Source organism: Providencia sp. PROV150 (assembly GCF_028481025.1).
GTDB lineage: Bacteria > Pseudomonadota > Gammaproteobacteria > Enterobacterales > Enterobacteriaceae > Providencia > Providencia hangzhouensis.
Map to the genome: position 1 here is coordinate 43,133 of NZ_JAMPPJ010000012.1, position 13,420 is coordinate 56,552.

The following is a 13,420-nucleotide window of genomic DNA, read 5'->3' on the forward strand; positions in this document are numbered from 1 at the left end:
ATTTTGCATACATTTTCGGGCTGCACATGTGCAACCTGAAGCGTCACTGCACGACGAAGAAAGGATTATATTATGAGCGAATCATTAAAAATCACTCGAAATGGCGCTATTTTAGAAATCATACTCGATAGACCTAAAGCAAATGCAATAGATGCAAAAACTAGTTTCAAAATGGGAGAAGTTTTCCTTAATTTTCGCGATGACCCTTCGCTACGTGTCGCCATTATTACCGGGGCAGGAGAGAGATTTTTCTCTGCGGGTTGGGATTTAAAATCTGCGGCGGAAGGTGAAGCACCTGATGCTGATTTTGGTCCAGGAGGCTTTGCCGGTTTGACTGAAATTTTTAATTTAAACAAACCTGTTATTGCTGCGGTGAATGGATATGCGTTTGGCGGTGGTTTTGAACTGGCTTTAGCGGCAGATATGATTATTTGTTCTGAAAATGCCAGTTTCGCATTACCTGAAGCCCAACTCGGGATTGTTCCAGATAGCGGTGGTGTTTTACGTTTACCTAAAATTTTACCTGCGCCAATCGTGAATGAAATGGTGATGACCGGCAGGCGAATGGATGCGCAGGAAGCATTACGTTGGGGAATTGCTAACGATGTAGTTCCTATTGAGATCCTGATGGATAAAGCCCGTGAACTTGCAGAACAAATCACCCAAAGTGCGCCACTTGCTGTCGCTGCACTGAAAGAAATTTTCCGCGCTACAGGTGAACTTACAGTTGAAGAGGGGTATAAACTTATGCGTAGCGGCGTGCTGAAAAACTACCCTGCGGTTTTACACTCAGAAGATGCAACAGAAGGCCCGCTGGCGTTTTCCGAAAAACGTTCACCGAGTTGGAAAGGGCGCTAGTACGCTAGCAGTGAGGTGAATCTTGAGTTTTTACGCTTTTGAAGGGGTGATCCCAGTTGTTCATCCCACCGCATATGTACATCCATCAGCGGTAGTGATTGGTGATGTGATTATCGGTGAAGGAGTGTTTGTCGGGCCTAACGCCTCTTTGCGAGGGGACTATGGTCGTTTGATCATAGAAAAAGGTGCGAATATTCAGGACTGTTGCATTATGCATGGCTATAGTGATGTTGAAACGATTGTCCATGAGTGCGGACACATAGGTCACGGTGCTATTTTGCACGGATGTATTATTGGTCGTGATGCTTTAGTCGGTATGAATAGTGTGATCATGGACGGTGCTGTCATTGGCGAACAAAGCATTGTTGCTGCGATGAGTTTTGTTAAAGCTGGGTTTCAAGGAGAATACCGTCAGATGTTAGTCGGAAGTCCAGCCCGTTTTTTACGCTTAGTGACTGATGAAGAACTGCATTGGAAGCAGTTAAATACTAAGGAATATCAAGACCTAGCGTGCCGGTATCAGCAACACTTACAGGAAACCCAGCCACTAATAGAGCTTGAAGCTAATCGACCCCAATTATTTGGTACAACGGATGTAAAACCTAAGGGGCAATGATTCACAAAAAGGCCGTAAAATAAAAAACGCAGATAGTGAAGTCTGCGTTTTTTATTGATGTGAAGCTAAGAAATAGGTTTAACGACGTTGTGCTTTTGATAGCATCCATTGCCATTTTTGCTCTCGATTTAATTCACTTGGTGGCATAGAGGCTGCTTTTATAGGAGAATCGATAGTGACTTTTTCAGCTTGATGACTTCTTAAACGTGCATAAAGCTGGTTATCAATTTTCTTAACTTTAATAAGCCGCTGGCATTGGCAGCCTCGTCCCGATAATTTATTTGGGATCATTTTTACTTCACACTGAATTTCAGCAACATCAGATAAAATATAAGAAACAATATTGACTGCATTAGGATGCGGGATATCAAAGTTGTTAGATATCTCTCTAGCTGTAGTCCAGCGGCCTTGTTTCATTACCCAGTTTGCAATAGATAAATACAAGGGTTCATTAATATATTGTCCACACATAAGCGCTCCCAAATCTATTTATTAAAATCGACTAAATAAAAATAAACCATATGAAAATTGTAGTTGGAATAGCGTTTATTTGTTTCCTGGTTTGTTAATTAAGAAAACAAAATAATTACTTATTAATTTCTGGTTAAAATTGTTAAAATAATATATTCGTTATAAAAATAAATTATCATTTCTTACATATAAAAAATAATATTTTATAATGATATGTGACGAATATAATTCAGAGACTAAATTACGCTGTCATACAGTGACAAAGTTCATATTAATAGATTTTAAAATAATTTGCATGCCTTTATTGTGAAAATTTACATTCAAGATAAAAGCTTTGTTTGTATTCTTATTTCAGGTAAATAGCTGAATATCGTTGTAGATAAACTGATTATATTTGGTTTTATATTTTATTTTAATGATCTTGAAATATAATAAAAATGTGACATAGGTGATTTTTTTAAATGAACATTAGTGAGTCAGTAATAATAGGGAACTAAACACTTTTTTAGCGTATTAAGAAAAGGAATAAGAGTGATTGGCTTTGTGATTGAATAGGGCATTGTATTGTTAATGCAATGCCCTGAAGATAAAAACTATTTGGCTAAGTAGTTATTAATAGAATTAACAATACCTGTGGAATCTAAGCCCAGTTCAGCAATAAGTTCCTCTTGGGTACCCTGAGAAATAAAATAGTCAGGTAAACCAAGGTTTAAGGTTGGAATGATTTTTTTCTCATGCATTAGGAACTCATTCACACCGCTACCAGCACCACCCATGATGGCATTTTCTTCGAGAGTGACAAGTACATTATGGGTATTGGCCATTTCAAGGACCAGAGCTTCGTCTAAAGGCTTCACAAAACGCATATCTACAACAGTTGCATTGAGTTGTTCAGCAGCAACTAATGCGTGGCTTAATAATGTGCCAAAACATAAGATAGCGACTTTTTCGCCTTGGCGACGAACAATACCTTTACCAATAGGCAGTGGCGATAACGGCTGTAATTCAGCGCCTGTTCCTGTACCTCGAGGGTAACGAACCGCACATGGGCCATCTTGGTAATGGTAGCCAGTATGCAGCATTTGGCGGCACTCATTTTCATCACTTGGAGCCATAATAACCATGGTTGGTATACAGCGCAGGAATGAAATATCAAATGAACCTTGGTGAGTTTGTCCATCAGCACCAACAATGCCTGCCCGGTCAATTGCAAACATGACAGGTACCTTTTGGATAGCCACATCATGAATGACTTGGTCATAACCGCGTTGCAAGAAAGTGGAATAGATAGCAACGATAGGCTTATAGCCACCAATGGCGAGGCCTGCCGCAAAGGTGACAGCATGTTGCTCCGCGATCGCGACATCGAAGTATTGCTCTGGGAATTCTTTAGAAAACCGAACCATACCAGACCCTTCACGCATCGCAGGGGTGATAGCCATCAGCTTGCTATCGTCTTTGGCCTCTTCACACAGCCAATCCCCAAAGATTTTAGAGAATGTTGGCCCCGTCTCTTTGCTTTTAGGTAAAGTGAAGGTACTTGGGTCAAATTTAGGAACAGCATGCCAGCTAATAGGGTCTTTTTCTGCTGGCTCATAACCCCGACCTTTCTTGGTCATGATATGTAAAAATTGCGGGCCTTTTAAATCACGCATATTTTTTAACGTTTGAACTAAGGCAACAACATCATGGCCGTCAACAGGGCCAATATAGTTAAAACCTAATTCTTCAAACATGGTCCCCGGTACGACCATGCCTTTAATGTGTTCTTCTGTCTTTTTCAGTAGCTCTTTAATAGGCGGCATGTTAGAAAAAACTTTTTTTCCACCTTCACGCAATGTTGTGTAGAGCTTTCCAGAAAGCAAGTGAGCTAAGTGGTTGTTTAGTGCGCCAACATTTTCTGAAATAGACATTTCGTTATCATTTAAGATAACCAACATGTCAGGTGCAGCATCCCCAGCATGGTTCATCGCCTCAAATGCCATTCCTGCGGTAATGGCGCCATCACCAATCACACAAACCGTTTTACGGTTTTGTTTTTCTTTTTCTGCGGCAATGGCCATGCCTAAACCGGCACTAATGGATGTTGAGGAATGGCCAACGCTTAAAATGTCATATTCACTTTCTTCACGCCATGGAAAGGGATGTAAACCATTTTTTTGACGAATGGTATCAATACGGTCACGGCGCCCAGTTAATATTTTATGTGGGTAGGCTTGGTGGCCGACATCCCACACAAGGTTATCAAACGGTGTTTTATAGACATAATGTAGTGCGACGGTGAGCTCAACAGCGCCAAGACCAGAAGCAAAGTGACCGCTAGAGCGACCCACGCTACTCAGTAAAAATTGTCTGAGTTCATCACAAAGCTTGGGCAAACTCTCTTTAGGCAACAGACGAAGCTCATCTGGTGTCTCTGCCAAGGCTAGCGTTGGATATTTAGCGATATCAATACTCATTAGTTGCTCACTTATAATTAATAAAAAACCCAACTTACTTAGCCATAACAAAATGACTATTTTCAGTATTTAGCGGCATAAAGCCTCTATGTGCTGTTGGGTTGCCTTCGTTTATCGTGCCTATAACTCGAGTGATTAAGAAGTCATCCATCTATTTTGTTGTGTTATAGGAATGATTCGAAGATACATTAGGGTAATAAATTGCCGTAATTATCGATCTTCTTGTAGCCAAAAGGCAAAGCATATTGTCAGCTTTTACGTTCAATAATGAAATTAGCTAAAGCGCTTAACATTTCTATATTATATCCATGGGACTGGAGTGTCTCTAAAGCATCTATTGCATCATGATATAGCTCACGTGCTTTTTTCTGCGCCGCTTCAAGCCCTAATAGCGATGGATAGGTACTTTTTTCATGTTCGGCATCAGTTCCTTGGCGTTTACCCGTGACTTCACTATCACCGATAACATCTAGAATATCGTCCTGTACTTGAAAGGCAAGACCGATGGATTGTGCATATTTATCTAAAACAGGTAACAATTGTTGACCTTTTTCACCTGCCGCAAAAGCACCAAGACGGATTGCAGCACGAATCAATGCCCCTGTTTTATGTTGATGAATGCGCTCGAGAGATTCAAGGTCAACTTGCTTCCCTTCTGCATCTAAATCAAGTGCTTGTCCGCCACACATACCTGCTAAGCCACTTGCGTATGATAACTCTGCAATCATCGCTATGCGGTCTTTGTCTGTTACATCTGGCATTGGTGCAGATGACAGCAATTGGAAAGCCAATGTTTGCAATGCATCTCCAGCAAGCACCGCATTGCCTTCACCGTATTTAATATGGCAAGTCGGTTGGCCACGACGTAAATCATCATCATCCATTGCAGGTAAATCATCATGGATTAATGAATAAGCATGAATACATTCGACTGCAGCAGCAGGGGCATCAAGGTTTTCTTGGCTAACACCAAACATCGAGCCGATGGCATAAGTTAAAAATGGACGTAAGCGTTTTCCACCTAATAATGTGCCATAGCGCATAGCTTGCGCTAGAGGGAGGTTTGCAAACGGCAGCGCATTTAAGGCATCTAATAGGTATTGATTGACTCTGTCGTAAGCTTGCTTTTGTTGCTGCGTAAAGCTATCTAAATGTTGTTCAGACATAATTTATTCTGTATCAGGTGAAAAATCGGCTAGAGGTTTATTTTCGTCATCGCTTAGCAAAATTTGTACACGTTGCTCTGCTTGCTGTAATACTTTTTGACCTTGTTTAGCAATTTGAACACCACGTTCAAACTCATTAAGGGCATCTTCTAAGGGAAGTTCACCGGATTCTAGGCGAGCGACGATCTGTTCTAGCTCTTGAAGTGAGTTTTCAAAACTAACAGTCGGAACTTGCTGAGTTTTTTCTTTAGCCATAGTCTTTAGCCACTAATGTGAAATCAGTTAATTCGAGGGATTTTAAATATTCAGCAGACTAACGCAGTCTTGCTACGGTTACAATTTATTATTGGGGTTTTTAGATTCAACCCGCAAGATAGTGTTATAATACGCCTCTTTATTGACAATTGGTAACGTGTCATGTGTCTCTGTTAAGGCACATTCGTTTGCCCCCAACCACCATGAACATGCAGCTATTATGAAGTTTATCATTAAGTTATTCCCAGAAATTACCATTAAAAGCCAAACTGTTAGGCTACGTTTCATTAAAATTTTGACCAGTAATATCCGTAACGTGCTTAAACCACTTGGCGAAGAGATTTCGGTTGTCCGTAATTGGGATAACATTGAAGTGCGTGTGAAGGGGGAAACAAAACACGATGAAATTTGTGACATGCTAGGGCGTATCCCAGGTATTCACCATATTCTCGAAGTGGAAGAAAAACCGTTTACTAGTCTGCATCATATTTACGAAATGACACACGAAGCCTATGGCGAGTCATTAGAAAATAAAACATTTTGTGTGCGGGTGAAACGTCGTGGTAAACATGAGTTTTCATCCATCGATGCTGAACGCTATATCGGTGGTGGGTTAAACCAGCACATTGCATCTGCAAAAGTTAAGCTTAAAGACCCTGACACCACGATTCACTTAGAAATCGAAGATGATAAACTTATCTTAGTTAAAGCACGTATTGAAGGCATTGGTGGTTTCCCTATAGGGACCCAAGAGGATGTGTTGTCACTCATTTCCGGTGGTTTTGATTCAGGTGTCTCGAGCTATATGTTGATGCGCCGTGGCTGTCGTGTTCACTACTGCTTCTTTAATTTAGGCGGAGCTGCGCATGAAATTGGTGTGAAGCAAATTGCACATTATCTGTGGAACCGTTTTGGTAGCTCCCATAAAGTCCGTTTTATTGCTGTAAATTTTGAGCCAGTTGTGGCTGAAATTTTAGAAAAAGTGGATGATGGCCAAATGGGCGTTGTGCTCAAACGTATGATGGTAAGAGCAGCATCGAAAGTTGCTGAGCGTTATGGTGTGCAGGCGATTGTCACAGGTGAAGCTCTGGGGCAGGTATCAAGCCAGACTTTAACAAACTTGCGTTTAATTGATAATGCTTCTGATACCCTCGTATTAAGGCCGCTAATTTCCCATGATAAAGAACATATTATTAAGTTAGCTCGCCAAATTGGTACTGAAGATTTCGCAAAAACCATGCCTGAATATTGTGGTGTAATCTCAAAAAGCCCAACAGTTAAAGCGGTGAAAGCGCGGATTGAAGCGGAAGAGGCCAATTTTGATTTTAGTATTTTAGAGTCTGTTGTTGAGCAAGCTCAAAATATAGATATTCGACAAATTGCACAAGAAAGTCTTGAAAAAGTTCCTGAAATTGAAATGGTGAGTGAGCTTTCAATTGAAAATGAAGTGATTTTAGATATTCGTTCAATTGATGAATTCGAAGACAAACCACTGAATGTAGATGGAATGGAAATTAAGCACATTCCATTCTATAAGTTGAGTACGCAATTTGGTGACTTACCAAAAGATAAAACCTATTTATTATATTGTGACCGTGGGGTAATGAGCCGCTTGCAAGCGCTATACCTAAAAGAACAAGGTTATGAAAATATAAAGGTTTATCGCCCATAACTTAAAACAGGGTGCTTGTATCACCAACTCACAATCAGAGAGAAATGTGGGGGAAATTTCCCCCACAAGACTAGTTATCGCAGGATAACGTAGCTTGAACCAGCGTGTTTCCGCTGCTGATACTGAAAGAGCATAGCCTTTCTTGCATCAATAATGAAAAACACAATACCGTCAGACACACGGTAACTAGCCCCAGAAGGGCAATTTTGGCCATTCCTCTTGACTCCTTTTCTAAAAGGAGACAGAATCCAATTGTGTGAGTTGGAGACTGCCTCGGATTAAGATTAACATCTAAATTCGGGGCTTTCGTCTTTTTGGCTCTCACTAATGCTTGAACCAAATGATCCAAGCACCCGCGGCAATCATAGCAAAAAATCACTCTAAACAAATGTTTTTATCGTTCATTATTGAAAATAAAATATTTAAATTCAGTTGGTTATAATGGTTTCGATATCATTGATATTAATATGATTACTGATGCAACTGAAATAGAAATGACAAAGTGAGCTGAATAAAAATAAGTAGAGAATAAAAACAGGGTGCTTGTATCACCAACTCACAATCAGAGAGAAATGTGGGGGAAATTTCCCCCACAAGACTAGTTATCGCAGGATAACGTAGCTTGAACCAGCGTGTTTCCGCTGCTGATGCTAAAAGAGCATAGCCTTTCTTGCATCAATAACGAAAAACACAATACCGTCAGACACACGGTAACTAGCCCCAGAAGGGCAATTTTGGCCATTCCTCTTGACTCCTTTTCTAAAAGGAGACAGAATCAAATTGTTGTGTGTTTGAGACTGCCTCGGATTAAGATTAACATCTAAATTCGGGGCTTTCGTCTTTTTGGCTCTCACAAATGCTTGAACCAAAATGATCCAAGCACCCGCGGCAATCATAGCAAAAAAGTACTCTAAACACAGATTTTTTTACTATTTAATTTTTATTATTCAATAAGTTAAGTTGTATTTCTAATTCGTTTTTTATAATGAGTTTTATATTTAATCTTCTAAATAATCGTTAATACCATTAGGTAAAACGAGTTGAGCGGCAACTTGGGCCGCAGTCTTTCGGCCTACCAATAATTCAATTAACTTTAATGCAAAGTCAAAAGAAGTGGCGGGCCCTTGGCTAGTTAATAGATTGACACGTTCATCAAAGTAAACTCGGCGATCGACCCATTTATGAGCTGCGATTTTATCTTTCATTGATGGAAAACAGGTCATATTACCTAGTGGAAACAATTGGTGATATTCAAGTACAAGCGCTGGTGCTGCACAAATAGCTGCTACGATTTTACCATCAAGATGCATACGGCGAACTTTTTCAACCACCAGTGGGCTATCGCGGAACGTTTCTGCTCCCGCCATACCACCAGGCAGCACAATGGCATCAAAAGGTTCATCAGCGACTTTAATCAACGGAGTATCGGCAATAATTTTTAGGCCTCGTGAGGCTGTAATGGTTAAAGAGCCATCTTCAGTCACACTCGCTAAGGTCACATCGATACCTGCTCTAACTAATAAATCAGCAGTAATAGTAAATTCAATTTCTTCACTCCCATGAGCGATGCAAACTAGAGCGGAAGTCGTCATATTGTTGTTCTCTATTTTTGACTAAATGATAAAGGCGATCGTTTTCAGGTGTACTGATCCCATGAGCTCGTGCTTGTTTGATTAAAAAGCCAGTGATGTAATCAATCTCTGTACGGCGATTATTTCGCATATCTTGTAACATAGAGGAATAGTTATCAGCGGTATTATTGATAATGCCGTAAATATACTCAGTCAGTTCTGCTTTATCCGTATGCAGCCCTTCTGCCGCCATAACATGACATATTTCATCAATGATCTGAGATATCTGTATGGAATGTTGGATTAATTCACCATTTTTACAGGTATGTTCGACGGTAAGGGGGTTAATGACACAGTTCACAATCAATTTACGCCAGCAAGTGGTTAAAATATTATTATGCCAAGCCACATCAGGTAAGGCTTCATGCAAGATATCTGCTATTGGGTAGTAAGCTTGTGCTTGGGAATTGATAGCGCCGATATGTGTGATGCCATTTGCGACATGAAATACTTGGTTATTTTCTTGCCAAGCTGCATGGGTTGTGACGCCCGCTAAGATAGGATGACGTAAAGGCGCCAGCTCTTCAATCGTCCCCATACCATTATGCAGTAATAGAATAGGCGTATTTTCTGGGATAGTATTAATCAAAGGTAATAAAGCGTCAGAAACTTGCCATGCTTTTAAACAAACAATGATCAACTCACTGGTTTGCAAGTGGTTAATATTATTACAGGGAATCAGCTCTCGGAAACTACGCCCATCAGGTTCATTAACATCGACGAATAAATCAGACTGTGCAACACGTAGCCAACCTTGTATGTCATGCCCTTGTATTGCAAGTGAAGCAAGCCACAGTTTACCTATCGCACCACAACCAATTAGAGTTATTTTCATTGTTTCCCCTTTGAAAATGGGACTTTAACGTCTTATAAGGTAAGGCGGAAGTGATCTCTTATCATTATAACCTTTTACGATACGAAGTTGTAGTTAACGAAGTATCACAGACCCTGATAACTTGAAGTGATGTGAATAAAAACGTTATCATGCGCACAGTCTAAAAATTATCAGTGAGGTTCTAGCTATGCCATCATTTGACATTGTATCTGAAGTGGAAATGAATGAAGTACGTAATGCGGTGGAAAATGCGCAGCGTGAGTTAACCAGCCGTTGGGATTTTAAAAATGTCGAAGCTAGTTTTGAGCTAAATGACAAAAATGAATCAGTTAAAATCACTAGCGAGTCTGATTTCCAAGTACTCCAGTTAGTTGATATCTTAAGAGAAAAAATGGCAAAACGCGGTATTGATGGTGCTGTATTGAATGTGCCAGAAGATATTGTTCATAGTGGAAAAACCTATAGCGTTGAAGTTACGTTCAAGCAAGGTATTGATGCTGCAACTGCTAAAAAAATCGTTAAATTAATTAAAGACAGTAAACTGAAAGTTCAAGCACAAGTTCAAGGTGACCAAGTACGTGTGACGGGCAAAGCCCGTGATGATTTACAATCGGTTATGGCATTAGTACGTGGCGGGAACTTAGGCCAACCTTTTCAATTTAATAACTTCCGCGATTAGTTATTTTTCAAGCATTCATTTAAAGCCCGCGATAGCGGGCTCAGACTGCTGACAAACATATTATGTTTGGCGGCAAGTCTAATAGGTTTTGAAAATAAACTAGGAAAATCAATTTATTGATTTTCGGCTGATAACACAAAGCGGGAAAAACCACGCTTTTATCCTGCTTTGTCAACAACCTCAGCCCGCGATAGCGGGCTAATTTTTACTGATTTATTAATGCTTCAAGTTGTTCTCGATTGATGATTTTTCTATCAACTTTAACATAAGCACTAAATTCCTCGTCAACGACAAGCGCTTCCATCACCCCTTCTTGAGCTTGTAATTTTTTCTCAAGGGCTCTTGTATCTCCAATATGGTTGGGTAATTCAATACGAATACTGCTGACATAAGGAGGCTGCTGCATTGTCAGGCTAATGATAAACCAGATAATGGTCAAAATTAAACCACCAATAAAAACGGTACTAGCTCCTTCAAAACTGTATAACCACCCACCAACAATACCCCCGATGGCAACGCCTAAAAACTGGCTAGTGGAGTAAACGCCCATGGCAGTTCCTTTATAGCCCGCAGGTGCCTCTTTGCTTATGAGTGACGGTAAAATGGCTTCCATGATATTGAAAGCGATAAAAAACAGTTGAATACCTAAGAAAATCACCCATAAGTGACTACCAGAAAACCATAAGGTAATTTCGGACAATGCTAAAACGGCAATACAGAATAAGAAGACTTGTTTCATTTTGCGGTATTTTTCCGCATAAATAATGAACGGAAGTACGGTGACAAAAGCAATTAACATCGTGACTAAATAGGCTTTCCAATGGTCTTTCGCTAAAAAGCCAGAGTCAGTCATGATAAGAGGCAGAGCAACAAAACTGGACATCAGTAGGGTGTGTAAGCTGAGGATCCCTATATTTAATTTGAGTAATTGAGGGTGCATTAAAACCGCTTTTAAATTACCTTGTACAAATGCAGACTCACGATTTAAGACATGAGTATTAGTATTAGGAACAACAAAAACAGTCACTGCAATAGCACCAACTGCAAGTAGCGCTATCCCCCAAAATAAGCCACTTAAACCAACCCAATTAGCGATAATTGGGCCAAGTACGAGGGCGATAGCAAAAGTTAAACCGAAACTAATACCTAAAAATGCCATGGCTTTAGTGCGATTTTGCTCTCGAGTTAGGTCAGAAAGTAATGCCATGACGGCAGCAGAAATTGCTCCGGCGCCTTGTAAAGCCCGACCAATAATAATTCCCCAAATAGAATCGCTTAATGCTGCAACGATACTTCCGATAATAAAAATAACTAACCCAATAATAATTAAAGGTTTCCTACCAATCTTATCTGACATTAAACCAAAAGGGATTTGAAAAACGGCTTGGCTAAGGCCATAGATACCAATAGCGACACCCACTAAGAACTCGCTAGCACCTTGTAAATGCATCCCATAGCTGGTCAAAATAGGTAATACCATAAACATTCCAAGCATTCGCAAGGAGAAAACGGAGCCTAATCCCCAAGTGGATCTAAGCTCTGCGGATGTCATTTTGTTATCATTCATTTTTATTCTTCATATTTCGTGCTGTAGCGGTGTTGACTTCTCTCAGCTAGTTGGGTCACACATTAATAAATACAACAAGTTGAATAAATATGTATATGTTGTGGCAATATGTTTTTAATCTCAACCTATTAGCATTTTTAATAGTGCATTTGATATCTAGCTTATCAATAGCAAGCGGCTATTTAACCATAAAATAGATTCATAAGGATAGGCAGAATAAGTAAAAGTGAGTTGTAAAAGCAGTTAGAGACAAATAAAAACGGCGGGGAAGGCCCGCCGTTTAGACATCGTTATCATCAGTAAACAGATAAGTTATCTGACGAGAGCTATAACAGTATCGCTTGAAACTATAGGGTCAACTGACATCATTACGCTCAATGAAGTAATCGCTACGATTGAGAAAATGAACAGTTTTCTTGCCCAGACCCGGTCGTCATTTTCGGTTTTGAAGCCCGAAATTGCCATACCTAGCCACCATAAGCTGACTGCTGCACCTACGATGAGGTACTTATAGCCCGCGTATCCACTGATAGCTAACATTAATGTTGCGACCATAAACGCTAGGATATACAGGAAGATGTGCGTTTTCGCGACGGATATTCCTTTAATAACCGGTAACACAGGAATGTTTGCGGCTTTGTAATCCTTAAAGCGGAAGATAGCAATGGCATAAGAATGAGGCATTTGCCACAAACTGAATATCAATAATAGGATAAGTGCACCCATATCGAATTCATTTGTAACAGCGCAGTAACCGATAACTGGTGGTGCCGCGCCTGAAAGACTGCCAATCAGCGTGCCATAAACGGATTTACGTTTCATATATAGGCTATAAATACCTACATAAACAATGAAACCGATAACTGCAAGCAGCATTGCCAGAGCATTGGCTGCTACAAGTAGTAGCACCATACCAGCAATACCTAATGCAGCAGCGTAAATCAGGCTAACTTTCGGATCAATCAACCCTTTAACTAAAGGGCGATTCTTCGTTCTTTCCATGATACGGTCGATATCACGGTCGATGTAGTTGTTAAAAACACAACCAGAAGCCACGACCAGTGATACACCCAGCAAAGTCGCAACGAACAGTGGGTAATCAATTGACCCTTTTGAAGCCAATAAAAAACCACCGATCACAGAAATCAAGTTTCCGAATATAATTCCTGGTTTGGTCACTTGCAGGTATTGCTTAAACATATCGGCAACTC

The 13,420-nt window shown here is 40.2% G+C and carries 14 protein-coding genes; 4 read left to right on the plus strand and 10 right to left on the minus strand.

The features are described 5' to 3' along the window. Positions 1–72 precede the first annotated feature (72 nt). Entirely contained in the window at positions 73–858 is a 786-nt protein-coding gene (caiD, locus tag PSE83_RS09645) for a crotonobetainyl-CoA hydratase (protein WP_004905487.1), read from the plus strand. A gap of 22 nt (positions 859–880) precedes the next feature. After that, positions 881–1,474, plus strand: coding sequence for a carnitine operon protein CaiE (gene caiE, locus PSE83_RS09650; RefSeq protein ID WP_004905486.1), 594 nt, complete (start codon positions 881–883; stop codon positions 1,472–1,474). A gap of 78 nt (positions 1,475–1,552) precedes the next feature. On the opposite strand, the gene caiF is transcribed toward caiE, so the two are convergent. The 4 genes from caiF to xseB form a co-directional block, all read right to left on the minus strand. After that, positions 1,553–1,945, minus strand: a complete 393-nt coding sequence (caiF, locus tag PSE83_RS09655) for a carnitine metabolism transcriptional regulator CaiF (RefSeq protein WP_004905481.1) — start codon at positions 1,943–1,945, stop codon at positions 1,553–1,555. Positions 1,946–2,538: 593 nt separating this feature from the next. Then, complete coding sequence (dxs, locus tag PSE83_RS09660) at positions 2,539–4,404, minus strand: 1-deoxy-D-xylulose-5-phosphate synthase (RefSeq protein WP_110592397.1); 1,866 nt, start codon at positions 4,402–4,404, stop codon at positions 2,539–2,541. A gap of 248 nt (positions 4,405–4,652) precedes the next feature. Beyond that, positions 4,653–5,570, minus strand: a complete 918-nt coding sequence (ispA, locus tag PSE83_RS09665) for a (2E,6E)-farnesyl diphosphate synthase (protein ID WP_004905476.1) — start codon at positions 5,568–5,570, stop codon at positions 4,653–4,655. 3 nt (positions 5,571–5,573) lie between these two features. Further along, positions 5,574–5,825 carry an exodeoxyribonuclease VII small subunit gene (gene xseB, locus PSE83_RS09670; RefSeq protein ID WP_004914571.1) on the minus strand — a complete coding sequence of 84 codons (252 nt, stop codon included), beginning with the start codon at positions 5,823–5,825 and terminating at the stop codon, positions 5,574–5,576. Positions 5,826–6,045: 220 nt separating this feature from the next. Here xseB and thiI point away from each other — a divergent pair, with 220 nt between their 5' ends. Then, on the plus strand, positions 6,046–7,497 hold the full coding sequence (gene thiI / locus PSE83_RS09675) for a tRNA uracil 4-sulfurtransferase ThiI (RefSeq protein ID WP_004905472.1): 1,452 nt from the start codon (positions 6,046–6,048) through the stop codon (positions 7,495–7,497). A 70-nt stretch (positions 7,498–7,567) separates the two neighbouring features. On the opposite strand, the gene PSE83_RS09680 is transcribed toward thiI, so the two are convergent. The 4 genes from PSE83_RS09680 to panE form a co-directional block, all read right to left on the minus strand. Beyond that, a complete protein-coding gene (locus tag PSE83_RS09680; RefSeq protein ID WP_004905468.1) occupies positions 7,568–7,711 on the minus strand; it encodes a Hok/Gef family protein in 144 nt (47 codons plus the stop codon). A 384-nt stretch (positions 7,712–8,095) separates the two neighbouring features. Next, positions 8,096–8,239: a Hok/Gef family protein gene (locus PSE83_RS09685; protein WP_004905468.1), complete on the minus strand. Its 144-nt coding sequence runs from the start codon at positions 8,237–8,239 to the stop codon at positions 8,096–8,098. Between the two features lie 256 nt (positions 8,240–8,495). After that, positions 8,496–9,089, minus strand: coding sequence for a protein deglycase YajL (gene yajL / locus PSE83_RS09690; protein ID WP_110592394.1), 594 nt, complete (start codon positions 9,087–9,089; stop codon positions 8,496–8,498). Further along, positions 9,049–9,963, minus strand: coding sequence for a 2-dehydropantoate 2-reductase (panE, locus tag PSE83_RS09695; protein WP_004905466.1), 915 nt, complete (start codon positions 9,961–9,963; stop codon positions 9,049–9,051). Before panE ends, yajL begins: the two co-directional genes overlap by 41 nt. 187 nt (positions 9,964–10,150) lie before the next feature. On the opposite strand from panE, the gene PSE83_RS09700 reads away from it, so the two are divergent. After that, positions 10,151–10,642, plus strand: coding sequence for a YajQ family cyclic di-GMP-binding protein (locus PSE83_RS09700; RefSeq protein ID WP_004905465.1), 492 nt, complete (start codon positions 10,151–10,153; stop codon positions 10,640–10,642). A 205-nt stretch (positions 10,643–10,847) separates the two neighbouring features. Here PSE83_RS09700 and PSE83_RS09705 read toward each other — a convergent pair whose 3' ends face one another. Next, a complete protein-coding gene (locus PSE83_RS09705; protein ID WP_096864785.1) occupies positions 10,848–12,209 on the minus strand; it encodes an MFS transporter in 1,362 nt (453 codons plus the stop codon). 312 nt (positions 12,210–12,521) lie between these two features. Further along, complete coding sequence (gene cyoE, locus PSE83_RS09710) at positions 12,522–13,409, minus strand: heme o synthase (protein WP_004905461.1); 888 nt, start codon at positions 13,407–13,409, stop codon at positions 12,522–12,524. Between the last annotated feature and the right edge of the window lie 11 nt (positions 13,410–13,420).